Here is a 20941-nt window from a genome sequence, read left to right as displayed (position 1 = left end):
GGTGCGGTTGGAGCGGGAGGTGATGCACAAGGGGATGGGGGAGGTGCGGCGGACGGTGAGCTACGCCCTCACCAGCTTGGAAGCCAAAGAAGCGGACGCGAGGCGGCTTGGGGAGCTTCTCCTTTCCCGGTGGGAGGTGGAGAACCGGTCCTTTTGGGTGCGGGATGTTCTCTTCTGCGAGGACGCTTGCCAGGTGCGGGGGATAGGGGCGCGGGTTTTGGCGGCCCTCCGGGCCTTTCTGGTGTCCCTGCTCCACCAGAGGGAGGTGCGGGAGAAGAAGGCGGCCCTGGAGGTCTTCTCCTTCCATCCCCTCTCCGCCCTCAGGTTCCTGGGGCTCTATGCGGAATAACGGTCAAGTCTGCTTTGCCCCCAGTTTACCGGAAAGGGGGTGACCACCTAACCTAGGGCCAGTTCCACGAGTCGCCGGAGAAGCTCGGGATAGGGCACCCCACCCGCCTCAAAGAGCCTGGGGTACATGCTGGTGGGGGTGAAGCCAGGAATGGTGTTCACCTCGTTTAGGTACACCTCTCCTTCCACCAAAAAGAAGTCCACCCGGGCCATGCCCCGGATCCCCAGGAGCCGGTAGGCCTTTAAGGCCAGCTCCTGAACGGTTTCCTGCGTTCCCGGGTCCAGCGGGGCGGGGATGAGAAGCTCCGCCCGGCCCGGGGTGTACTTGGTCTCGTAATCGTAAAAGAGGGCTTGGTAGCGCACCTCCCCCACGGGGCTCGCCTCGCCCCAGATGTTCCCCAAAACCCCCACCTCCAGCTCCCGCACCCCTGGTAGGGCCTTTTCCACCACCGCCTTGACGTCGTGGCGGAAGGCCTCGGCCAAGGCCTCTTCCAGGTGGGCGTAGTCCTCCACCCGGGTGATGCCGATGCTGGAGCCGGTGTTGGCGGGCTTCACGAAAAAGGGGGGCTCAAAGGGCACAAAGGGCCGCTCCCCCCGGTAAAGGGCCACCCAGGGCACCACGGGGATGCCCGCCTGGGCCAGGACCCGCTTGGAGAGGTCCTTATCCATGCAAAGGGCGCTCGCCGCCACCCCCGCCCCCACGTAGGGCTTGCCCAAAAGCTCCAAAAAACCCTGCACCGTCCCGTCCTCCCCATAGGGCCCGTGCAAGAGGGGAAAGACCACCTGGTACCGGTCCCAGTCCAAAGGGGGCGGGAAGGGGTGGCGGCCTTCGGGGGCCACCTTGGCCGCTAGGGCGGCCTCCGCTTCCTTGCCCAAGAGCCAGCGCCCGTCCTTGGCGATCACCGCCAGGTCCGTGGGGAAAGGCATGTGGCGCAGAACGCCCTCGGCGGAAAGCAGGGAAACCTCGTGCTCGGGGCTTTTCCCCCCGGCGAGGAGCAAAACGGTGGGCTCGGCCATACCCCAAGCTTAGCGGTTTTCCCGCAGATCCAAGCCGTTATAGCGGTCGGCGCAGGGAAGAAGCCCCCGCTCCACCCAGCAGACCACCGCCTCCTTGGCCGCCTCCAGCACCCTTTCCAAAAGGGGAAGCTCCTCGGGAGCGAAGGGGGAAAGCACATAATCCGCCCCCAGCTCCCTGGCGGGGGGCTTGCCGATCCCAATCCGCAGGCGGTGGAAGGCCAGGGTGCCCAAGGCCTCGGCGATGGAGGCCACCCCCCGGTTCCCTGCAGGGCTCCCCCCCGCCTTAAGGCGCAGGCGGCCCAAGGGAAGGTCCATCTCGTCGTGCACCACCAGGATGCGCTCGGGGGGGATCCTGTAGAAGCGGGCCAGGGGCGCCACCGCCTGGCCGGTGAGGTTGTAGTAGGTGAGGGGCTTCAGGAAAAAGCCCCTTTGCCCCCCCATCTCCGCCTCGGCCAAAAGCGCCTCCCCCTTTTTGCGAAAGGAAAGGCCCAGCCGGTCCAAAACCATGAAGCCCACGTTGTGCCGGGTGTGGGCGTAGCGCTCCCCCGGGTTGCCCTGCCCCACCACCAAGAACATGGCCCTAAAAGCAAGCGGGGAGCCCAGGCCCCCCGCCCGCCAAGGGGGAGGCTAGGCCTCCTCCTCCTTCTTGCCCTTCTTGATGACCTCGGGCTCGGCGGGGGCCTCCGCCGCCTCGGCCGCCAGGCGCTCCACGTCCTCGGGGGGCACCACGGCGGCGATGGTCTCCTCGGGAGAGATGGCAAGCTTCACCCCCTCGGGTAGCTTCAGATCGGCGGCATGGAGACTATCCCCGATGCCGAGGCCGGAAACGTCCACCTCAATGTACTCGGGGATGTTGCGGGGGGAAACCCGCACCAGGATGTCCCGGTGCACCTCCTGGAGCACCCCGCCCTCCCGCACCCCTTGGGGGGTGCCCACGAAACGCAAGGGGATGTACATCTCCACGGGCTCGTCGGAGAGGATGTAGAAGTCCACGTGCTCCGGACGGCGACGGCGCTTGTCCAGGTTTACCTGGCGCACCAAGGTGGGAAGCTCCTTGCCGTCAGGAAGCTCCAGGACAATCACATGGTGGATGGAGGCTTGACGGAAGACCTTGTCAAACTCTCCGAGTTCCACATAGACCTTCTGGTTCAGGCTCTTGTTGTACATGACCCCGGGGAGCTTCCCCGCACGCCTCAAAGCGGCGGGCTTCTCCCCCTCCCGGTAATAGGCCTTCAGGCGGTACTCCATGGCTCCTCCTCGCACGCAAAACCCAGCCCCCCAAGGGGCGCACAAAGGAAAGCTTACCACATCCCTCTAGATTAGGGCACTCACCGACTGGTTGGTGTGCACGTGGCGGATGGCCTGGGCCAGGAGCTCGGCGGTGGAAAGCACGGTGTAGCCGCCATCCTTCAGGGGGATGGTGTCGGTGAAGACCACCTCCCGGATGCCGGGGTGGGCCAGGTTCTCCCGGGCCTCCCCCACCAAAACGGGGTGGGTGGCCATGACCACCACCTCGGGCAAGGCCCCCGCCTGCAAGAGGGCCTCCACCCCCCGCCTTATGGTCCCACCAGTGGAGACGATATCGTCAATGAGGAGGGGCTTTTTCCCCTCCACGTCCCCGATCACGTAGGTCACCGAGGTCTCCTTGGGCCCGTGGCGGCGCTTGGCCAGCATGGCTAGGGGCAACCCAAGCCGCTCAGCGAGCCGCCTGGCCTCCTCCGCCCGGCCGGCGTCGGGGGAAACCACCACGGCGTTGTCCGCATACCCCTTTTCCCGAAGGTAGCGGGCGAAAAGGCGCACGGCGGAGAGGTGGTCCACGGGGATGTCAAAAAACCCTTGGATCTGGGGAGCGTGGAGGTCTATAGCGATGACCCGGTGAACCCCCACCCGCTCCAAAAGCCCCGCCACCAACTTGGCGCTCACGGGCTCGCGGCCCTCGGTCTGCTTGTCCTGGCGGGCATAGCCGAAGTAAGGGATGACGGCGTTGATGCGCCCGGCGGAGCTCCGCCTTGCAGCGTCCGCCAAGAGGAGAAGTTCCATGAGGTGCTCGTTCACCGGGGGGCAGGTGGGTTGGATGAGGTAGACGTCGTCCCCCCGGACGCTTTCCAAAAGCCGCACCCGGATCTCCCCGTCGGGGAAGCGGTCCACCAGGGCTTTGCCCAGGGGCACCCCTAAGGCCTCGGCGATCCTCTGGGCCAAGCCCGGGTGGGCGTTTCCCGTGAAGAGGCGGATTTGCATTGGGACCCCCCTTTTAGTATACGAGGGCCCGGGCCAGGAGGCCGAGGCGCCTCGAGGCCTCCCGCAAGAAGGCCTGGAAGTCCCCCTCCGCCCCCTCCCCCGCCCCGTCCGTCACCGCCCGCACCAGGGCCATGGGATGGCGGAAGCGGTAGGCCACCATGAGGGCCGCCCCTCCCTCCATCTCCACGGCGTGGGCCCCGTGGAGGGTGCGAAGCCGCTTCGCCTCCTCCCGGTCCGCCAAAAAGCGGTCCCCCGTGGCCACCACGCCCCGCCGCACCGGAAGGCCCAAGGAAAGGGCCGCCACTTCCGCCCGGGCCAAGAGGGCGGGGTCCGAGGGGAAAAAGCGCACCCCCAAAGCGGTCTCCCCCAAAGCCCGGCCAAAAGGGGTGAGGTCCACGTCCCACTGCACCGCCTTCTCGGCCAGGAGGAGGTCCAGGGCCCGCAAGGAAGGGTCCAACGTCCCCGCCACCCCCAGGAAGAAGCTCTCCCTGGGGGCGAAGCGGGTGAGGACGTGGGCCACGGCCATGGCCGCCGCCACCTTGCCCACCCCCGTTTCCGCCACCAGGACGCCCGCGCCCCGGTGTAGGGGAAAAGGGGCCGTTAGGAGGGCTTCCGCCCCCAAGGCCTCCCGGATGGCCCCCGCCTCCTCGGGCTCGGCGGCGAAGAAGGCGATCACCGCTCCTCCAAGGGGACGGTGGGCTGCACCCGAAGCCCCGCCCTAAGCGCCCTTTCCGCCCAAGCCTTGGCCCCTTCCAGGTCGTGGTCCCGGTAGTTGCCGCACTCCCTAAAGCTCACCCCCGGGATGGGCCCTTGGTGGATGAGGACGTCCCTTAGCGCCCGCTCCCAGGCCACCAAAACCCGTTCCTCCTCCAAGGGGCCCTCCACCACCAGGTAAAACCCCGTGCGGCACCCCATGGGGGAGAGGTCAATGACCCCTTCCAGGTGGTCCCGGAGGTACCCGGCCAAAAGGTGCTCCAGGGTGTGGAGGGCGGCGGTGGGGATGGCCTCCCGGTTGGGCTGGGCCAAGCGCAGATCGTACTTTTCCACCCATCCCTTTGCCACGGGCTTCCTTCCGGCTAAACGCACGTACGGGGCCTGGACCTTGGTGTGGTCCAGGGCGAAGCTCTCCACCTCGGCCATGCCTTCATTACACACCACAGGGTAAACTTTAGCCCATGGTCCTGGTTTTGGACTTCGGCTCCCAGTACACGAGGCTTATCGCCCGGAGGCTACGGGAACTCCGGGCCTTCTCCCTCATCCTCCCGGGCACTGCGCCCCTCGAGGAGATCCTCCAGCACAAGCCCCAGGCCCTCATCCTCTCCGGGGGGCCCAAGAGCGTCTTTGACCCCGAAGCCCCCCGCCCCGACCCTCGCCTCTTTGGGCTCGGTCTTCCCATCCTGGGCATCTGCTACGGGATGCAGCTTTTGGCCCAGGAGCTCGGGGGCAAGGTGGAGCGCTCCGGCAAGGCGGAGTACGGCAAAGCCCTCCTCACCCGCTACCAAGGCCCCCTCTTCCGGGGGCTTTCCGGAGAGGTCCAGGTCTGGATGAGCCACCAGGATGCCGTGAGCGAGCTCCCCCCCGGCTGGCGGGTTTCCGCCGCCACCGAGGACAACCCCGTGGCGGCCATGGAAGCCGAGGACGGCAAGCGCTTCGCCGTGCAGTTCCACCCCGAGGTGGCCCACACCCCCAAGGGGATGCAGGTTTTGGAGAACTTTTTGGAGATCGCCGGCGTCCCCCGCGACTGGACCCCGGAGCACGTCCTGGAAAGCCTCCTAAAGGAGGTGCGGGAGCGGGTGGGTGGGGAGCGGGTCCTCCTGGCGGTTTCCGGGGGGGTGGACTCCAGCACCCTGGCCCTCCTCCTGGCCAGGGCGGGGGTGGACCACCTGGCGGTCTTCGTGGACCACGGGCTTTTGCGCCTGGGGGAGCGGGAGGAGGTGGAGGGGGCCCTAAGGGCCCTGGGGGTCAACCTCTTGGTGGTGGACGCCAAGGAGCGCTTCCTAAAGGCGCTGAAGGGGGTGGAGGACCCCGAGGAAAAGCGCAAGATCATCGGCCGGGAGTTCGTGGCGGTCTTCTCGGAGGTGGCGCGAACCCATGGGCCCTTCCGCTTCCTCGCCCAAGGCACCCTCTACCCCGACGTTATAGAGTCGGCGGGGGGGCACGGGGCCGCTAAGATCAAGAGCCACCACAACGTGGGCGGGCTTCCCGAGGACCTGGAGTTCGCCCTCCTAGAGCCTTTCCGCCTCCTCTTCAAGGACGAGGTGCGGGAACTGGCCCTCCTCCTGGGCCTACCCGACCCCATCCGCCTGCGCCACCCCTTCCCGGGGCCGGGCCTCGCCGTGCGCATCCTGGGGGAGGTGACGGAGGAGCGCCTGGAGATCCTTAGGCGGGCGGACGACCTCTTCACGAGCCTCCTCAAGGAGTGGGGGCTTTACGATAAGGTGGCCCAGGCCCTGGCGGTCCTCACCCCCCTAAGGAGCGTGGGGGTGGCGGGGGACGAGCGGAGGTACGGCTACGTCTTGGCCCTCCGGGCGGTGACCACGGAGGACTTCATGACCGCGGACTGGGCCAGGCTTCCCTTAGAGTTCTTGGACGAGGTGGCCCGGCGCATCACCCGCCGGGTGAGCGAGGTGGGCCGGGTGGTCTACGACATCACCTCCAAGCCCCCGGCCACCATAGAGTGGGAGTGAGGGGTGGAGCGGGGAGCAAAACCCGGCTAAACTGGGGGCAAGGAGGCAAGCCATGCCCACCTTTATCGTGCTGAGCACCCTCACGGACGACGGCGCGGAGACCCTGGTGAAAAACCCCGAGCGCATCAAGGAGGTGAACCAGGAGCTGGAGCGGGATTTCGGGGTAAAGGTGGTGGCCCAGTACGCCGTCCTTGGCCCCTACGACTTCGTCAACATCGTGGAGGCGGAGGACGCCGCCAGCGTGGCTCGGGCCATGCTCCACCTGGCCTCCCGGGGCAGCGTGAAGACCACCACCCTCCAGGCCATCCCCGTGGCGGAGCTCATCGCCCGGCTCAAATAGTGGACGTCCTGGAAACCTCCGTCTACGCCAAGGATTTGGAAAGGGCCCGGGCCTTCTACGAGGGGGTTTTGGGCCTCCCCTGCTTCCAGTACAAGCCGCCCCGCCACGCCTTCTTCCGGGCCGGGCGGGGGGTCTTCTTGGTGTTCAACCCCGAGGAGACGGAAAAGGACCCCTCCCTACCCCCCCACGGGGCCCGGGGAAGCGTCCACGTGGCCTTTCGGGTGGAAGAAGCGGAGCTTCCCCTCTGGGAAGCGCGCCTGAAGGCCGGGGGCTTCCCCGTCTGGTGGGCCGAGTGGCCCAAGGGCCGAAGCCTCTACACCCGCGACCCCGAGGGCAACCTGGTGGAGCTGGCCCCGGCCGAGATCTGGGGCCTTTAGCCCTCCTGGAGCCAGCGGGCGGCCTCGAGGGCGTAATAGGTGAGGATGCCCTGGGCCCCGGCCCGGCGGATGGCGTAAAGGGTTTCCAAGACCGCCCGCCGCTCATCCAGGTAGCCCTTGAGGGCGGCGGCCTTTAGCATGGCGTACTCCCCGGAAACCTGATAGGCGAAAAGGGGCTTGGCGAAGCGCCCCTTTAAGGCGGCCAGGACGTCCAGGTAGGGCAAAGCGGGCTTCACCATGAGGAGGTCCGCCCCTTCCCGGTCGTCCAGGTCCGCCTCCCGCAGGGCGTCCCAAAGCCCCGCCCTTGGGTCCATCTGGTAGCCGGAGCGGTCGCCGAACTGGGGGGCGCTGGCCGCGGCGTCCCGGAAGGGCCCGTAGAAGGCGGAGGCGTACTTCACCGCGTAGGAGAGGATGGGCACGTGGGAAAACCCTGCCCGGTCCAAGGCCTCCCGGATGGCCCGCACCTGGCCGTCCATCATGGCGCTCGGGGCCACCACGTCCGCCCCCGCCTGGGCCTGGGAAAGGGCGGTCTTGGCCAGAAGCTCCAAGGTGGCGTCGTTGTCCACGTAAAACCCTAAAGGGCCCTCCCGCACCACCCCGCAGTGGCCGTGGCTGGTGTACTCGCAAAGGCAGGTGTCGGCCATGACCAAAAGCTCGGGGAACTCCCCCTTAAGGAGGCGGATGGCCCGCTGCACCACCCCCTCCTCGGCGTAGGCCCCCTGGCCTAAGGGGTCCTTCTCCCCCTCGGGCAGGACGCCGAAGAGGATGACCCCGCCAAGCCCCGCCTTCAGGGCCTCCTCCCCCAGGCGGGGGAGGTCCTTTAGGGGGTGGCGGTGGACGCCAGGCATGGAGGCGATCTCCTCCCGCTCCCCTTCCGCCTTCACGAAGAGGGGAAGGACGAGGTGGCGGGGGGAAAGCTCCACCTCCGCCACCAGGGGGCGCAAAAGGGGCGAACGCAGCCTTCTTGGGCGCTCCATGCCTTCCACTATACTCATAGGGGAGGGACGATGAACCTACAGAAGCTCCTGAAGGAAGCGCAAAAAGCCCAGAAGAAAGCGGCGGAGATCCAAGAGCGCCTGGAAACCATGACCGTGGTGGGCACGGCCCAGGGGCTGGTGGAGGTGGAGGCCAACGGCCACGGCAAGATCCTCGCCGTGCGCCTCAAGCCCGAGGTGCTCACCGCCATCCAGGACGACCTCGAGGCCCTAGAAGACCTCCTCCTGGTGGCCATCCAAGACGCCCAGAAGAAGGCCCAGGAGCTTTCCGAGAAGGAAATGGCCCGGGAGCTTGGGGGCGTGGGCCAGATGCTGGGCAAGCTCTTCTAGATGAAGTACCCCGAAAGCCTCTTAAAGCTTTCCCGGGCCCTCTCCCGCCTTCCCGGCATCGGCCCCAAAACCGCCCAGAAGCTCGCCTTGCACCTGGCCTTCCACCCGGAAGAGGCGGAGGGGCTCCGGGAGGCCCTGGAAGCCATCCGGGGGCTTGGGGTCTGCCGGGTGTGCGGCAACCTGGCGGAGGGGGAGCTTTGCCCCATCTGCCAGGACGAAAGCCGCGACCCTAGCCTCCTCGCCGTGGTAGAAACCGTGGCCGACCTCTTCGCCCTGGAGCGGAGCGGGGAGTTCCCGGGGGTCTACCACGTCCTGGGAGGGGCCCTCAACCCCTTAGAGGGCATCGGCCCCAAGGAGCTCAACCTGGAAACCCTCTGGCCCCGCCTGAAAGGGGTGAAGGAGGTGGTCCTGGCCACCTCCATGACCGTGGAGGGGGAGGCCACGGCCCTCTACCTGGCGGAGGAGCTCAAGCGCCGGGGGGTGAAGGCCACCCGCCTCGCCTACGGCCTGCCCGTGGGCGGGAGCCTGGAGTACGTGGACGAGGTGACCCTGGGCCGGGCCCTGGAGGGAAGGAAGCCCGTGTAGCATGGAGGAACTCTTGCAACGCCTCTTGGACCGGGTGGAAGGGGCCTTCGCCGCGGGGCTCGGCACCTTGGACGGGCTCCTGGTGGAGGGGGTGCGGCGGAAACGGGTGGACCTCGAGGCGGCCATCGCCGAACACGCTGCCCTTTTCCGCCAGGCCAGGGCCGCCTACGCCGCAAGCCTGGGAGCCTCCCGGGTGGAGGAACTCTGGATCGGAGGGCATCCCGTGGTAGGCTATGCCCGGATGGCGCGCGCCCCCAAGGCCCGGGAAGACCTTTTCTTGCTCCTCCTCCTGGAGCCTTCGGCCAACCTCGGCCGGGCCCGGGTGGAGGCCGCCAAGACGGCGGAAAAGCTTTGGGAGGTGGTGGGATGGCCTACCTAGACAGCCTGGCCTCTTTGGGGGTAAAGCGGGCGGTGCTCACCGGGTTGGACGGCCTGGTCATAGAAGCCCTGGGCCGGAGCGCCCCGCCCGCCGAGGTCCTGGCGGCGGAGCTCGCCTCCTTGGTGCGCCACATGGCCCCCTTGGCGGAGGCCCTTTCCGGGGAGGTGCGCCGCTTCACCTTGGCCACCGACACCCACGAGGTGCTGGCCTTACGGGTGGGGGAGTACATCCTGGGGGCGGTGCTGGAGCGGGGCATGGACCGCAAGGCCATCGGGCAGGAGCTTTCCCGCATCGCCCTCAGGGTGCAAACCCTCTAGGAGGTGAGGGATGCTGGAGGTCCTCAAAGAACTTAAGGAAACCCGGGGGGTGCGGGTGGCCGCCCTCCTGAGCGAGGACGGGTTCGTGGTGGAGGAGGTGCGGGAGGAAGGGGCCCCCGAGGCCAGCGCCCTCGCCGCCCGCTCCGCCACGGTGCTGGGCACCGCCAAGGCGCTGGCCCAGACCCTGGGCCAGGAAGGGGTGGAGGAGGTCATGGTAGAGTACCCGGAAGGGGCCCTTTTGCTCGTGCCGCTTCCCGGCCACCACCTCCTCCTCTTTTTGGACGGCGCCAAAAGCCTCGGCCGGGCGCGGCTCGCCCTGAAACGGGCCCTTCCCAAAATCCAGGAGGCGTTAGCATGAGCGAGCTAAAGCTAGACATCCAGATTGACAAGGACACCGCCCTGGGCCGCTACACCAACCTGGCCCTCATCGCCCACACCAAGAACGAGTTCATCCTGGACTTCGCCCTCCTCCAGCCCCAAGGCGGGGCCATGGTGGTGAGCCGGGTCATCACCAGCCCCCAGCACGCCAAGGCCCTCTTGCGGAGCCTGGCGGAGAACGTGGCCCGCTACGAGGAAACCTTCGGCCCCATCCCCGAGCCGGTGGCGGAAAGCCAAGCTTAAGGGTAAGCGCTTAGGGGCCAGGGCCTCCCCTGGCCCCTCTTGCCTACAGGTTCTCCCGCCACCAGTCCAAATAGGCGCGAAGCCGCGCCAGCCTGCGGTCGGGACGGCCCGAGCGGGAAAGCTCGTGCCCCTCCTCGGGCACCCGGAAGAACCGGGCCTTCACCCCCAGGTGGAAAAGGGCGGTGTACCAGGTCTCCCCCTGGTCAATGGGGCAGCGGTGGTCCGCCTCGGCGTGGACCACCAAGGTGGGGGTCTTCACCCGGTGGACAAGCCGCAAGGGGCTTTTCTCCCAGAGGACCTCGGGCCGCTCCCAGGGCTTGGCGAAAAGCTCCAGGTGGGTGAAGCGGGGGCCGATGTCGCTGCCGCCGAAGAAGCTTAGCCAGTTGGCGATGCTCCGGTCGGTGACCGCCGCCTTAAAGCGCTCCGGGTGGCGGGCGGTGAGCCAGTTCACCATGTACCCGCCGTAACTCCCCCCCGCCACCCCCACCCGGCTAGGGTCCAGGGGAAAACGGGCCAGGACGTGGTCCAAGAAGCCTAAAAGGTCCCGCTCGTCCCGCTCGCCCCAGGCCCCCTCCAACAGGGCGTAGTCCTGGCCGTAGCCCGTGGAGCCCCGGGGGTTGCAGAAGGCCACGGCGTAGCCGTGGGCCCGGAAAAGCTGGAGTTCCAGCATGGGGGCGGCCCCGAAGGCGGTGTGGGGCCCACCGTGGATGTAGAGGATCACGGGGTGCGGCCCCTCCCCTTCCGGCAGGAGCACCCAGCCGGGTACCCGGTGCCCCTCCGGGCTCTCCCAGGCGGTGTAAAGGGGCTCGGCCAGGGGAGGCAGGCCGGGGTTGGGATCGTAGGCGCCCAAGGGACCCTCGAGGCGGGCCGGGCGGGTGAAGTCCTCGGTGAGGAGGAAGAGGCCCCTGGGGGTGCGGGCGAAGGCCAGGACGCTCCCGGAGGCGGGAAGGGCCTCGGCCCGCCCCTCCAGGTCCACCCGGTAAAGCCGCCCCACCCCCTCCTCCGTGCGCACCAGGTAGACCCCGTCCCCGGCCCACCGGGGCCCCTGGAAGTGGGCGCCGAAGCGGAGGTCGCTGTTGATGGAGTTCAAGAGGCTTCCCATGAAGAGGACCCGGGCCTCGCCCTCCCGGAGGTGGTAAAGCCGGGCTTCCGTCCCCCCGCCCCGCTCAAAGGCGTGGCCCAGGAAGAAAAGCCCCTCAGGGCTCCACTCCAGGCCGAAGATGGGGCCCACCCCCCCGTAGACCTTCCGCAGGCCCCCCTCCCCCAAGAGGAAGAGGGTGTCCCGCCACGCCGCCTGGGCCTGGGCGTCCTCCGGCATCACCAGGTAGAGCCCCTCGGGGGCGAAGACCATCTCCTTGGGGGGCGGGTAGCGGTCCAAAAGAAGCCGCTTCTCCCCGTCCTTCAGGAGGTAAAGGGCCACGTTCCCCTCGGGCAGGAGGCCCCGGCCGTCAAACTTAAAGGGCCAGGTCTCGTAAACCCGGGGGCTTCCCGGTTTGGGGGCTTCCTTCAGGGCCAAGAAGGCCACCTCCCCTGAGGGGCCCAGGGCGTAGTCCAAGACCCCGGGGGTTTCCGTGAGCCTTTCCGCCTCACCCCCCCTCAGGTCCAGGCGGAAAAGCTCCTTGCCCTCCCCCACCTTGCGCAGGAAGTAGACGTAAGGATGGGCGTAGCGGGGCTTGGCCGCATCCTCCTGGGTGAGGAAGCGCGCCTCCCCGTCAAAGAGGGCCAAGCGGGAGCGGTAGCGGGGGGGATCGCCCGCCACGATCTCCGTGAGCAAGAAAAGAGGCAGGCCCTCTGGGCCCTCCGTGAGGTCGGAAAGGAAGCGGAGCTGTAAAAGGGTTTCGGGTTCCACACCCCCATGATACTGACCGGTCAGCCATCCGCCCAGGGGGGGCTTCCGGTAAGCTAGGGCCCATGAAGCGGGATGAGCTCGTGCGCTACCTGGACGGCTACCTGCGGCTCGCCGACTTCCCCCAAGACCCCTCCCTCAACGGCCTGCAGGTGGAGGGGAAGGAGGAGGTGCGCAAGGTGGGGGCGGCGGTGGACGCCGCGGAGGCCACCTTCCAAAAAGCCTTGGAAGAGGGGGTGGACTTCCTCGTGGTGCACCACGGCCTCTTCTGGGGAAAGCCCTTTCCCATCCGCGGGCACCACAGGCGCCGCCTGGCCCTCCTCTTCCAAGGGGGCATCAACCTCTACGCCGCCCACCTTCCCCTGGACGCCCACCCCGAGGTGGGGAACAACTTCGTCCTGGCCCGGGCCCTGGGCCTGGTGGACCTTGCCCCCTACGACGTGGGGGTAGCGGGGCGCTTCCCCTTCCCCACCCCCTTGGTCCAGGTGGCGGACATGCTCGGGCAGCTCACGGGGATGCAGCCCTTGGTCCACCAAGGGGGCAAGGACCGGGTGGAGCGGGTGGTGATCGTTTCGGGGGGAGCGGCGAGCCTGGTGGGCCAGGTGGAGGCGGACCTCTTCATCACCGGGGAGCCCAAACACAGCGCCTTCCACGAAACCTTTGAGCGGGGGCTCAACGTCATCTACGCCGGCCATTACGACACCGAGGTCTTTGGGGTCAAGGCCTTGGCGGCCCACCTGGAGGAGCGCTTTGGCCTGCCCTGGGTGTTCCTGGACCACCCCACGGGGCTCTAGATGGAAGGGGTCTTCCTCACCCTGGAAGGCCTGGACGGGGCGGGCAAGTCCACCCAGGCCAGGCTCCTCGCCGCCTTCTTGGAGGAAAGGGGCCTGAAGGCGCGCCTCACCCGGGAACCCGGGGCGGGGCTTCCCCCCGTGCGGGAGGCCCTCCTCCTTAGAGAAGACCTTTCTCCGGAAGCCGAGTACCTCCTCTTCAGCGCCGACCGGGCGGAGCACGTGCGCAAGGTGATTCTCCCGGCCCTGAAGCGGGGGGAGTGGGTGGTTTCCGACCGCTACCTGGACTCCAGCCTGGCCTACCAGGGCCACGGCCGGGGGCTTCCCCTGGCCTGGCTTTTGGAGGTGGCCCGCCTGGCCACCTTAGGCCTTAGGCCCCGGCGCACCTTCCTCCTGGACCTCCCCCCGGAGGAAGCCCTTAGGCGGGTGAAGGACCCCGACCGCCTGGAGCGGCTCGGCCTTCCCTTCTTCCACCGGGTGCGGGAAGGGTACCTGAGGTTGGCGGAGGCGGAGCCCGAGCGCTTCGTGGTCCTGGACGCCACCAAGCCCCCGGAGGCGGTGCAGGCGGAGATCCAGGCCCACCTCCGCCCCCTTCTGCCATAATGGGCCCATGCGCCTTTTGGCCTTGTTCTTCGGCCTCCTCGCCCTGGCCCAGGGGCTATCCTTCCCCAAAAGCACCCTCTACGTGGAGCAAGGGGGAAGGCGGCACCCCCTCAAGGTGGAGGTGGCGGACACCCCGGAGCGCCAGGCCCAGGGGCTCATGTTCCGCAAGCGCCTGGGAGAGGACGAGGGCATGGTCTTCCTCTTCCCCACCCCCACCGCAGGGGGGTTTTGGATGAAAAACACCCTGATCCCCCTTTCCATCGCCTTCTTTGACCGCCAGGGGGTTATCCTGCGCATCCTGGACATGGAGCCCTGCAAGGCCGACCCCTGCCCCGTCTACTACCCCGGGGTGGTGTACCAAGGGGCGTTGGAGGTGAACCAGGGCTGGTTCGCCCGGCGGGGCCTCACCCCGGGGGCCAAGGTGGGGGGGGAGGCCCTGAAGCTTTGGTCGAGATAGCGTGGACCGCAGCCCCCTCTTTCCCCTGGTGGCCTTCGCCCTCTTGATCCTCCTCTCCGTCTTTTCCTTTTTGGGTTACCTCCTGGCGGCCCGGCGCTTCCAAACCCCGCCCCCGCCCGCCCAGGTGGTGGTGGAAACCCCCACGGGCCGCCACACCCTAAGGGCCCGCCTGGCCCGCACCCCCGAGGCCTGGAACCTGGGCCTGGGCCTGCGGCGGGAGGACCTGGAGGCCCTCCTCTACCTCTTCCCCGAGGCCACGGACGCCCCCTTCTCCACGGAGGGCTACCGCTTCGGGGTGGTGGTGGCCTTTTTGGACGGGGAGGGGCGGGTGCTCAAGGTGGCCAGGCTCCGCCCGGGGGAAACCTACGCCCCCGGCACCGCCTACCGGGGGATTTTGGAGGTGCGGGAAGGGCTTTTGGAGCCCGCCCCGGGGGACCGGGTCCTGCGCTAGGGTTTGGCGCCCCCTTGGAGGCCCCGCAGGTCCAGAAGGAAGTTCCCCGTGCTGGGGACGAAGATGGTCTGGACCCCAGGGGCCAGCTTCTCGGCGAAGGTGAGCTGGACCACCTCGGGGGCGTTCTTGAGGGCCTGGCCCCGGAGGGCGATGGCCTTGGCCTCGCCTTCCGCCCGCAAGATGGCGGCATCCCGCTCGCCCCGGGCCTCAATCACCCGGCGCTCGGCGGCGATCTCCGCCTGTTTGCGGCGGTTGATCTCAATCTGCACCTGTTGCTCGGCGGTCTGCTTCTCCTCTATGACCTTGGCCACCGCCTCGGGGATGCGGATCTCCCGCAGGAGGACGGAGATGAGCTCAATGTGGTACTGGCGGAGGGTTTCCTCGAGGCCCTGCACCACCGAGGTTTCCAAGGCGGTGCGCTGGGTGCTGATGAGCTCGGCGGCGTTGAACTGGCCCACGGCGTCCCGCACCTTGGAGCGCACCTGGGGAACGATGAGGGTTTCCAGGTAGCCGGGCCCCACCTCCTGGTGCAGCCGGGGCGCCCGGTCCTTTAGCACCCGGTACTGCACCGTGACGTCCACGCCGATTTCCAGACCCTCCTTGGAGCGGGCCCGGATGGAGGTGTCGGCCCGCCTTTCCCCCTCGTGGGGGGCGGAAAGGGTCACCTCCTTCACCCGGGTATCGTAGAGGATCACCTGTTGCAGGCCGGGGACCACGAAATGGATGCCCTCGTAAAGGGGCCGCTCCTGCACCCCCCGCAGGATGTTGAAGACCACCCCCACATGCCCCGCCGGAACCACCACGAAGCTGTTGGCCAGGAGAAGCAGAAGGAGCCCCACGCCCACCAAGGGAAGCCCAAACCGCCGCCTAGGGGTGAAGAGCACCCCAAGGCCCAGCAAAAGGAGCGCCAGCGCCGCCAGGTTCAGCATGACCCAAGCATAAAGCCCCGGGGCCATCCCCGGGGCCAGGGGGCGGCTAGGCCTACTCCTTGGCCTCGCTTCCTTCCGACTTGGAAGAAGCGTCCTTCTTGGCGTAGTCCTTCACGTGCCACCCCGAGCCCTTGAAGATGATGGCGGGCGGGGTAATGACCCGCTTGAGGGGCTCCCCCGTTTCCGGGTGGGCCTTCAGGGGCTCGTCGTGGAAGCCCTGTTCAAACTCGTAGTAGTTGCCCGTTTCCAGGCCTTTGTAGACGTAGACCGGCATACCCTACCCTCCTAGGGGGCATTTTGACACTTAACTGCCTTGAGTGTCAAGGGGCCGGGGTGGTACCCTCCCTCCGTGGACAAGCCCGCCCTGCGCCGCTGGGCCCTGGGTGTTTGGAAAACCCTGGACCGCCAAGCCCTCTCCCAAAGGGTGGTGGCCCAGCTCCTCCCCTGGCTTCGGGAAAAGGGGTTCAGGGCCATCCTCCTCTACCACCCCTTGCCCCACGAGCTGGACCTCCTGGCCCTAAGGGAAAAACACTCCGCCCGCTACTACCTGCCCAAGGTGGCGGGGGAGGCGCTTTCCGTGCATCCCTTTGGCCCTTTGGCCCCGGGCCCCTTTGGCCTGTTGGAGCCCACCACGCCCCCCGTGGACCCTGGGGTGCTGGACCTGGTGGTGGTTCCAGGCCTGGCCTTTGACCGGGAAGGCTTCCGCTTGGGGCACGGCAAGGGGTTTTACGACCGCCTCCTGGCAAACCTGGAAGCCACCCGCCTCGGGGTGGTGCCGGAGGCCCTGCTCCTTCCCCGCCTGCCCCGGGACCCATGGGACGTGCCCGTGGGGTACCTGGCCACGGAAAAGGGGGTGTGGCGGGTCACATGACCCCGCTTCCCCTGGCGGGGGTGCTAAACTCGCCCCATGCGGGGGGCCTTGTTGGACCGGGACGGGGTGCTCCTCCTCATGGACGAGGAGGCTCTTTTCAAGAAGGCTTTGGATCTGGCCGCCCAGGGGCCGGGCCTGGAAAAAACCTTGGCGGTGTTGGCCTGGGCCATGCGGGAGATCCTCGAGGCGGTGCGCTGGCTCAAGGTGCGCACCCTGGAAGAGGAGGCCCGCTTCTTCCAAGCCCTGGCCCACAAGGCCGCCAAGGAGCTGGGTCTGCCCCCAGAGCGGCTTAAGGGTCTCCGCTACTACCACTTCATGCGCCAAGCCCCGGGGGCCGAGGCCCTCCTTCAGGACCTGAAGGCGAGGGGGTTCAAGGTGGGCGTGCTCTCCAACACTCTGCCAAGCCTTAGGGAAAGCCTAGCCCACCACGGCCTGGACCGGTACGTGGACGGGTTTTTCGCCTCCTGCGCCCTAGGGGTAGCCAAACCGGACCCCCGGGCTTTTCTCCTGGCGCTGGAGGGCCTGGGCCTCTCCCCAGAGGAAACCCTCTACTTGGACGACGATCCCGAGAACGTGGAAACCGCCCAGAGGCTCGGCCTCCGGGCGGAGGTGTACGCGGCTACAGCACCGGGAGCTCCGCCACGGTGACCACGTCCAACGCCGGGCTTCCCTGGCGGAAAGCGGCCAGACGCCCCACCACCCGCCCCCCGGCCCTAAGGACCATGCGCTCCATGGCCCGCATGGTTTCGCCGCTGGAAACCACGTCGGAAAGAAGGGTCACCTTCTGGTTCAAGAGCTTTTCGGCAAACCGGCGGTCCAACCAAAGCACCTCCCCCACCCCCAGGGTGAGGGTCTGCACCTCCTGGATGATGGGGTCTTCCATGTAGGGACGGCGGCGGCGGCGGGCCACCACGTAGGGCAGGCCCATCTCCTCCGCCAGCACGTGGGTGAGGGGGATGGGGCTCGTTTCCGTGGTGAAGAGGACCTCGGTTTCCTTGGGCACCAAGGGCCTAAGGGCCAAGGCCGCGGCCCGCACCAGTTCCGGGTCCCCCAAAAACTCCACCAAGGGGATGCGCCGCCCTGGTAGGGGCTCAATCAGGGGGACGTGCCGGGTCACGCCGCCGATGCTAATGGGATAGGTTTCCATAAAGCCCTCCTATTCCGGCTTAAAGAGGGGTAGGTGGCCCAGGGCGATAACGTCCTGCCTGGGCGTGCCCTCGGTGAAGACCGCCAGGACCGCCACCACCTGCCCCCCCACGCCCTCAATGAGCTCCCTAAGCCCAGAAAGGGTGGAGCCCGTGGAGACCACGTCGTCCACGATGGCCACCTTCTTCCCCCGAATGAGGGGAACATCGGCCCCGTCCAACACCAGAAGCTGGGGCTTGCCCGTGGTGATGGAGAGCACCTGCCGGCTCACGGGGTTGATCATGTAGGGCTTTTCCGTCTTGCGGGCCACCACGTAGGGCTTCCCCGTGATGCGGGAAAGGGCGTGGGCCAAGGGCACCGCTTTGACCTCCGGGGTGACCAGGGTTTCCACCTCGGGGGGAAGGCGCTTGGCCAGCGCCTCGGCGGCGGCCTCGGTGAGCTCGGTGTCCCCCAAGAGGTTCAAAAGGGCCACGGCCACGTCCGGGCCCACCCGAACGATGGGAAGCTCCCTCTTGACCCCGGCGATCTCCACAGGGTAGGTCCTCACGCCGCCAGTCTATACTCAAAGTATGCTGAACGCCAAGATTGAAACCCTGGGCGTGGACCCCCAAAACGGCAGCGTGGTGGTCCTGCTCAGGACGGAGAAGGACAAGCTTCTCCCCATCGTGATAGGTCCCCTCGAGGCCCACCACATCGTGGTGGCCCTGCAGGGGGAAAAACCCCCCCGCCCCCTCACCCCGGACCTCCTCCTGTCCGTGATGGATATGCTCCAGGGAAAGCTCAAGCGGGTGGAGATCACCGACCTAAAAGACGGCACCTTTTACGCCCGGCTCATCCTGGAACACCGGGGGATTGAGCTGGAGGTGGACGCCCGCCCCTCCGACGCCATGGCCTTGGCCCTCCGGGTGGGAGCCCCCATCCTGGTGGCGGAGGAGGTGGTGGAAAAGGCGGGGGTGGAGGAGGCGAGCCTCAAGCCCCACGGGGCGGCAGAAGCGTAGGCGGTGCTTCGGGCCCTCCTCGCCCTTCTTTTCCTCCTCCCGGCGCAAGCGGGGCGGGTGGCGGTCCTCGGCGACTGGGGGGCCGACACCCCGGGAAGGGCCCAGGTGGCGGCCCTTTTGCGGAACGCGCACGGAACACAGCCCCTCCTGGCCCTCCTCACCGTGGGGGACAACTTCTACCCCAGGGGCCGCGTGGTGGAGCGGTTCCTCCAGGACCTCCCCACCCTCCCCCTCTACCCCGCCTTTGGCAACCACGACGCCCCCGCCTTATCCGAGCAGCTCCGCCGCTTCGGGCTCGCCAAACCCTACTACCGCCTGCGCCTTGGGGCCGTGGAGTTCTTCTTCCTTTACACCGAGGCCTCGCTTCGGGAGCAAAGGGCTTGGCTCCAAGAGGCCCTGGCCACCTCCCCCGCCCCTTGGCGGGTGGTGGTCCTGCACCGCCCCCTTTACTCCTCTGGCCTCCACGGGGGAAGCCCTGTGCTGCGGAGTCTGCTGGAACCCCTTCTAAGCCAGGCGGCGGTTCCCTTGGTCCTGACCGGGCACGATCACCACTACGAAAGGCTCCGCGTGGGCTCCACCACCCACCTGGTCCTGGGGGGCGGGGGTGCCCCCCTCTACCCCATCCGGGCGCCCCTTCCCTTTACCCAGTCCTTGGCCGTGGCCCACCACGCCCTGTTCTTGGAAGCCACGGACACCACCCTCGAGGGCCACGTCCTGGACCCGGAGGGACGGGTCCTGGACCGCTTTCTCCTCAGGCGGGGCTCCCCATGACGTGCACGTGCACGTGGAAGACCTCCTGGCCGCCCTTCTCCCCCACGTGCACCTGAACCTTGTAGCCAGGAAGCCCAAGAAGCCGCGCCACCCGGTTGGCGGTGCGGAAAAGGGCCCCAAGCCTCCTTTCCCCCTCTTCGTCATCGGGGTAGTCGGAAAGCTTCTCCACGTGCTCCTTGGGCACCACCAGAACGTGCACCGGGGCCCTGGGCCGGATGTCGTGAAAGGCCACAAACGCCTCGTCCTCGTAAACCCTGCGCGCGGGAAGCTCTCCCCGAATGATGCGGCAAAACACGCAGTCCATGGGAAAAGTCTACCTTAGGGGGAACTCCACAAGCCCCTCCTTCACCCCCACCACCCGGCCCAGGAGGGTGTACCCCTCCACCCCTTCCACCCGGGCCCAAACGGTCTCCCCCGGCCGGGCCGAGCCCGAGAGACGGGCCTCGTAGTAGTCCGGGGTGTGGCCCAGGACCCGCCCACCTTGCAGGCGCTCCACCAAAACCTCCACCTCCTCCCCCAGCTTCGGCCGGATGCGCGCCTCCGCCAGGCGCTCTGCCAAGGCGATGAGCTCCTTGGTGCGGCGCTTGCGCACCTCCGGGGGCACCTGGGGCATGGAGGCGGCTCGGGTCTTGGGACGGGGGGTGTAGGTGAAGGCGTGGACCCGGGTGGGCCTGAGCTCTTCCAGGAAGGCCAGGGTTTCCCGGTGTTCCTCCTCGGTTTCCGTGGGCAGGCCGGCGATCACGTCGGTGGTGAGGGCGAAGCCCGGGATGAGCTCGTAGGCCCTTTGCACCAAACCTCGGTAGTAGGCCTTGTCGTAACGGCGGCCCATGAGCTTAAGGAGTCGGTCCGAACCCGTCTGCAAGGAGAGGTGCAGGTGGGGCCGGACCGCAGGGGCGTAGCGGGCGATGACCCGGAGGAGGTCCTCCCCCGTGTCCTCGGGCTCTATGGAGGAAAGCCGCACCTTAGCCCCCAGGTGGTAGAGGTCCTCCACGAGCCCGGCGATGCCCCTGGGGTGCCCCCGGTAGCTCCCAAGCCGCACCCCGGTGAGGACGATTTCCTTGATGCCCATCCTCAGCAGGGCCTCCGCCTCGGCCAAGGCGTCCTTGTGGTCCCGGTGGCGCTCCTTGCCGCGAAGCCTGGGGATGATGCAGTAGGCGCACCCCACCTGGCAGCCGTCTTGAACCTTCAAAAAGGCCCGCACCCGGCTATTCAGAAGCCCCCTTTCCCCCGCCCCCCAGAACTCGTTGGGGGGGTGGTGATGGGGTCCGAGGGCAGGCCAAAGTGCTCTAGGATCACCTTGGGAAGCTCCGCCTTGCGGCTATTGGGCACCACGGCATCGGCCCCCAGCTCCCGGATTTGCTCGGGGGCGAGCTCGGCGTAGCACCCCGTGACCACGATGAAGGCCTCGGGATTGGCCCGCCGGGCCCGGCGGATCTCCTTTCTGGCGTCCGCCTCGGCGGTGGTGGTGACGGCGCAGGTGTTGATGACCACGAGGTCGGCCCCTTCCTCCAAGGGCACCACCTGGGGCTCCAAGGCCTTCAGGAAGCCCAAGAGGGCTTCTGTCTCCACCTGGTTGACCTTGCACCCTAAGGTGCGGAAAGCGGCGCGCATCCTTCCTATTCTGGGGTGGCTAGACCCAAGGGTCAACGCTCCTGGGGCTTGCCTTGCAAACCTCGTCTACGGTATACATCCTAGCACCATGGGCAAGCGCGGCTTTCCCCGGCGAGAACCAAGCCCCAAAGAGGTCCTCACCCACTGCCTCCGCCTCGCCCAGGAGGTGGCCCCTCCCACCCCCACAGGCCGAAGGGGGAAACCCTGGCGCTTCCCCCACGCCCTCCACCACC

At 67.7% G+C, this 20941-nt stretch carries 30 protein-coding genes and 2 pseudogenes; 18 read left to right on the top strand and 14 right to left on the bottom strand.

Features of this window, described 5'->3' with window-relative positions; all coding sequences use genetic code 11:
• A pseudogene (locus QT17_RS01525) lies at positions 1–349 on the top strand (hypothetical protein); the annotation flags it as partial.
• Positions 350–396: 47 nt separating this feature from the next.
• Here QT17_RS01525 and ddl read toward each other — a convergent pair.
• The 6 genes from ddl to QT17_RS01495 form a co-directional block, all read right to left on the bottom strand.
• Positions 397–1365, bottom strand: coding sequence for a D-alanine--D-alanine ligase (gene ddl, locus QT17_RS01520; RefSeq protein ID WP_039455547.1), 969 nt, complete (start codon positions 1363–1365; stop codon positions 397–399).
• Positions 1366–1374: 9 nt separating this feature from the next.
• Positions 1375–1941, bottom strand: a complete 567-nt coding sequence (gene pth / locus QT17_RS01515) for an aminoacyl-tRNA hydrolase (RefSeq protein ID WP_039455545.1) — start codon at positions 1939–1941, stop codon at positions 1375–1377.
• 51 nt (positions 1942–1992) lie between these two features.
• Entirely contained in the window at positions 1993–2613 is a 621-nt protein-coding gene (locus QT17_RS01510; RefSeq protein ID WP_039455542.1) for a 50S ribosomal protein L25, read from the bottom strand.
• Between the two features lie 66 nt (positions 2614–2679).
• Complete coding sequence (locus QT17_RS01505) at positions 2680–3603, bottom strand: ribose-phosphate pyrophosphokinase (protein ID WP_039455540.1); 924 nt, start codon at positions 3601–3603, stop codon at positions 2680–2682.
• Between the two features lie 13 nt (positions 3604–3616).
• The gene (gene mtnN, locus QT17_RS01500; protein WP_039455539.1) at positions 3617–4279 is read right to left on the bottom strand and encodes a 5'-methylthioadenosine/S-adenosylhomocysteine nucleosidase; all 663 of its coding nucleotides are present in this window, start codon (positions 4277–4279) and stop codon (positions 3617–3619) included.
• Complete coding sequence (locus QT17_RS01495) at positions 4276–4743, bottom strand: S-ribosylhomocysteine lyase (RefSeq protein ID WP_039455538.1); 468 nt, start codon at positions 4741–4743, stop codon at positions 4276–4278. The genes mtnN and QT17_RS01495 overlap by 4 nt, the downstream gene beginning before the upstream one ends.
• Before the next feature lie 35 nt (positions 4744–4778).
• Between QT17_RS01495 and guaA the strand changes: the two genes are divergently transcribed.
• From guaA to QT17_RS01480, 3 genes are read left to right on the top strand one after another with little or no spacing between them, the layout of a single operon-like run.
• Positions 4779–6290: a glutamine-hydrolyzing GMP synthase gene (gene guaA, locus QT17_RS01490; protein ID WP_039455536.1), complete on the top strand. Its 1512-nt coding sequence runs from the start codon at positions 4779–4781 to the stop codon at positions 6288–6290.
• A gap of 52 nt (positions 6291–6342) precedes the next feature.
• The gene (locus tag QT17_RS01485) at positions 6343–6630 is read left to right on the top strand and encodes a glutamine synthetase/cystathionine beta-lyase binding protein (RefSeq protein WP_039455534.1); all 288 of its coding nucleotides are present in this window, start codon (positions 6343–6345) and stop codon (positions 6628–6630) included.
• A complete protein-coding gene (locus QT17_RS01480; RefSeq protein ID WP_039455533.1) occupies positions 6630–7007 on the top strand; it encodes a VOC family protein in 378 nt (125 codons plus the stop codon). The genes QT17_RS01485 and QT17_RS01480 overlap by 1 nt, the downstream gene beginning before the upstream one ends.
• Here the strand turns inward: QT17_RS01480 and hemB are convergent.
• Complete coding sequence (gene hemB / locus QT17_RS01475) at positions 7004–7984, bottom strand: porphobilinogen synthase (protein WP_039455531.1); 981 nt, start codon at positions 7982–7984, stop codon at positions 7004–7006. The two genes, QT17_RS01480 and hemB, sit on opposite strands and share 4 nt — an antisense overlap.
• A gap of 30 nt (positions 7985–8014) precedes the next feature.
• On the opposite strand from hemB, the gene QT17_RS01470 reads away from it, so the two are divergent.
• Genes QT17_RS01470 through QT17_RS01445 form a run of 6 tightly spaced genes read left to right on the top strand, consistent with a single transcriptional unit; the run spans position 8015 to position 10234 of the window.
• The gene (locus QT17_RS01470) at positions 8015–8332 is read left to right on the top strand and encodes a YbaB/EbfC family nucleoid-associated protein (RefSeq protein WP_039455529.1); all 318 of its coding nucleotides are present in this window, start codon (positions 8015–8017) and stop codon (positions 8330–8332) included.
• Entirely contained in the window at positions 8333–8917 is a 585-nt protein-coding gene (gene recR, locus QT17_RS01465; RefSeq protein ID WP_039455527.1) for a recombination mediator RecR, read from the top strand.
• Between the two features lies 1 nt (position 8918).
• A complete protein-coding gene (locus tag QT17_RS01460) occupies positions 8919–9296 on the top strand; it encodes a hypothetical protein (protein ID WP_039455525.1) in 378 nt (125 codons plus the stop codon).
• Positions 9284–9613: a roadblock/LC7 domain-containing protein gene (locus QT17_RS01455; protein ID WP_039455523.1), complete on the top strand. Its 330-nt coding sequence runs from the start codon at positions 9284–9286 to the stop codon at positions 9611–9613. Before QT17_RS01460 ends, QT17_RS01455 begins: the two co-directional genes overlap by 13 nt.
• A 10-nt stretch (positions 9614–9623) precedes the next feature.
• Positions 9624–9971 carry a roadblock/LC7 domain-containing protein gene (locus QT17_RS01450; RefSeq protein ID WP_039455522.1) on the top strand — a complete coding sequence of 116 codons (348 nt, stop codon included), beginning with the start codon at positions 9624–9626 and terminating at the stop codon, positions 9969–9971.
• On the top strand, positions 9968–10234 hold the full coding sequence (locus QT17_RS01445; protein WP_039455520.1) for a DUF3467 domain-containing protein: 267 nt from the start codon (positions 9968–9970) through the stop codon (positions 10232–10234). The genes QT17_RS01450 and QT17_RS01445 overlap by 4 nt, the downstream gene beginning before the upstream one ends.
• Positions 10235–10277: 43 nt before the next feature.
• Here the strand turns inward: QT17_RS01445 and QT17_RS01440 are convergent, their stop codons facing one another.
• Complete coding sequence (locus tag QT17_RS01440; RefSeq protein ID WP_039455518.1) at positions 10278–12083, bottom strand: S9 family peptidase; 1806 nt, start codon at positions 12081–12083, stop codon at positions 10278–10280.
• Positions 12084–12145: 62 nt separating this feature from the next.
• On the opposite strand from QT17_RS01440, the gene QT17_RS01435 reads away from it, so the two are divergent.
• Genes QT17_RS01435 through QT17_RS01420 form a run of 4 tightly spaced genes read left to right on the top strand, consistent with a single transcriptional unit; the run spans position 12146 to position 14382 of the window.
• On the top strand, positions 12146–12874 hold the full coding sequence (locus QT17_RS01435; protein WP_039455517.1) for a Nif3-like dinuclear metal center hexameric protein: 729 nt from the start codon (positions 12146–12148) through the stop codon (positions 12872–12874).
• Positions 12875–13474, top strand: a complete 600-nt coding sequence (gene tmk, locus QT17_RS01430; RefSeq protein ID WP_039455515.1) for a dTMP kinase — start codon at positions 12875–12877, stop codon at positions 13472–13474.
• Between the two features lie 7 nt (positions 13475–13481).
• Positions 13482–13931: a DUF192 domain-containing protein gene (locus QT17_RS01425; RefSeq protein ID WP_039455513.1), complete on the top strand. Its 450-nt coding sequence runs from the start codon at positions 13482–13484 to the stop codon at positions 13929–13931.
• A gap of 1 nt (position 13932) precedes the next feature.
• Positions 13933–14382 carry a DUF192 domain-containing protein gene (locus QT17_RS01420; protein ID WP_039455510.1) on the top strand — a complete coding sequence of 150 codons (450 nt, stop codon included), beginning with the start codon at positions 13933–13935 and terminating at the stop codon, positions 14380–14382.
• Here QT17_RS01420 and QT17_RS01415 read toward each other — a convergent pair.
• Both QT17_RS01415 and QT17_RS01410 read right to left on the bottom strand, forming a co-directional pair.
• Positions 14379–15311, bottom strand: coding sequence for a prohibitin family protein (locus QT17_RS01415; RefSeq protein ID WP_039455550.1), 933 nt, complete (start codon positions 15309–15311; stop codon positions 14379–14381). The genes QT17_RS01420 and QT17_RS01415 overlap by 4 nt on opposite strands.
• A gap of 52 nt (positions 15312–15363) precedes the next feature.
• Positions 15364–15585, bottom strand: a complete 222-nt coding sequence (locus QT17_RS01410) for an FmdB family transcriptional regulator (protein ID WP_039455509.1) — start codon at positions 15583–15585, stop codon at positions 15364–15366.
• Between the two features lie 75 nt (positions 15586–15660).
• Here QT17_RS01410 and QT17_RS01405 point away from each other — a divergent pair, with 75 nt between their 5' ends.
• Positions 15661–16182, top strand: a complete 522-nt coding sequence (locus tag QT17_RS01405; protein ID WP_039455507.1) for a 5-formyltetrahydrofolate cyclo-ligase — start codon at positions 15661–15663, stop codon at positions 16180–16182.
• 36 nt (positions 16183–16218) lie between these two features.
• Positions 16219–16830, top strand: a complete 612-nt coding sequence (locus QT17_RS01400) for an HAD family phosphatase (RefSeq protein ID WP_039455505.1) — start codon at positions 16219–16221, stop codon at positions 16828–16830.
• Here QT17_RS01400 and QT17_RS01395 read toward each other — a convergent pair.
• Positions 16802–17329 (bottom strand): adenine phosphoribosyltransferase, encoded by a 528-nt coding sequence (locus tag QT17_RS01395; protein ID WP_039455503.1) that lies wholly within the window; start codon positions 17327–17329, stop codon positions 16802–16804. The genes QT17_RS01400 and QT17_RS01395 overlap by 29 nt on opposite strands.
• Positions 17330–17338: 9 nt before the next feature.
• Entirely contained in the window at positions 17339–17875 is a 537-nt protein-coding gene (locus QT17_RS01390; protein WP_152607300.1) for a phosphoribosyltransferase family protein, read from the bottom strand.
• Positions 17876–17897: 22 nt separating this feature from the next.
• Between QT17_RS01390 and QT17_RS01385 the strand changes: the two genes are divergently transcribed.
• Both QT17_RS01385 and QT17_RS01380 read left to right on the top strand, forming a co-directional pair.
• Positions 17898–18326: a bifunctional nuclease family protein gene (locus tag QT17_RS01385; RefSeq protein ID WP_039455501.1), complete on the top strand. Its 429-nt coding sequence runs from the start codon at positions 17898–17900 to the stop codon at positions 18324–18326.
• 3 nt (positions 18327–18329) lie between these two features.
• Positions 18330–19097 (top strand): metallophosphoesterase, encoded by a 768-nt coding sequence (locus QT17_RS01380; protein ID WP_039455500.1) that lies wholly within the window; start codon positions 18330–18332, stop codon positions 19095–19097.
• Here the strand turns inward: QT17_RS01380 and QT17_RS01375 are convergent.
• Positions 19078–19401 (bottom strand): histidine triad nucleotide-binding protein, encoded by a 324-nt coding sequence (locus QT17_RS01375; protein WP_039455498.1) that lies wholly within the window; start codon positions 19399–19401, stop codon positions 19078–19080. The genes QT17_RS01380 and QT17_RS01375 overlap by 20 nt on opposite strands.
• Positions 19402–19410: 9 nt before the next feature.
• Positions 19411–20708: pseudogene (locus QT17_RS01370) on the bottom strand (MiaB/RimO family radical SAM methylthiotransferase).
• Between the last annotated feature and the right edge of the window lie 233 nt (positions 20709–20941).

The organism is Thermus sp. 2.9, assembly GCF_000794385.1.
GTDB classification, from domain to species: Bacteria; Deinococcota; Deinococci; order Deinococcales; family Thermaceae; genus Thermus; species Thermus thalpophilus.
This window is presented reverse-complemented; position numbering and strand designations above follow the sequence as displayed.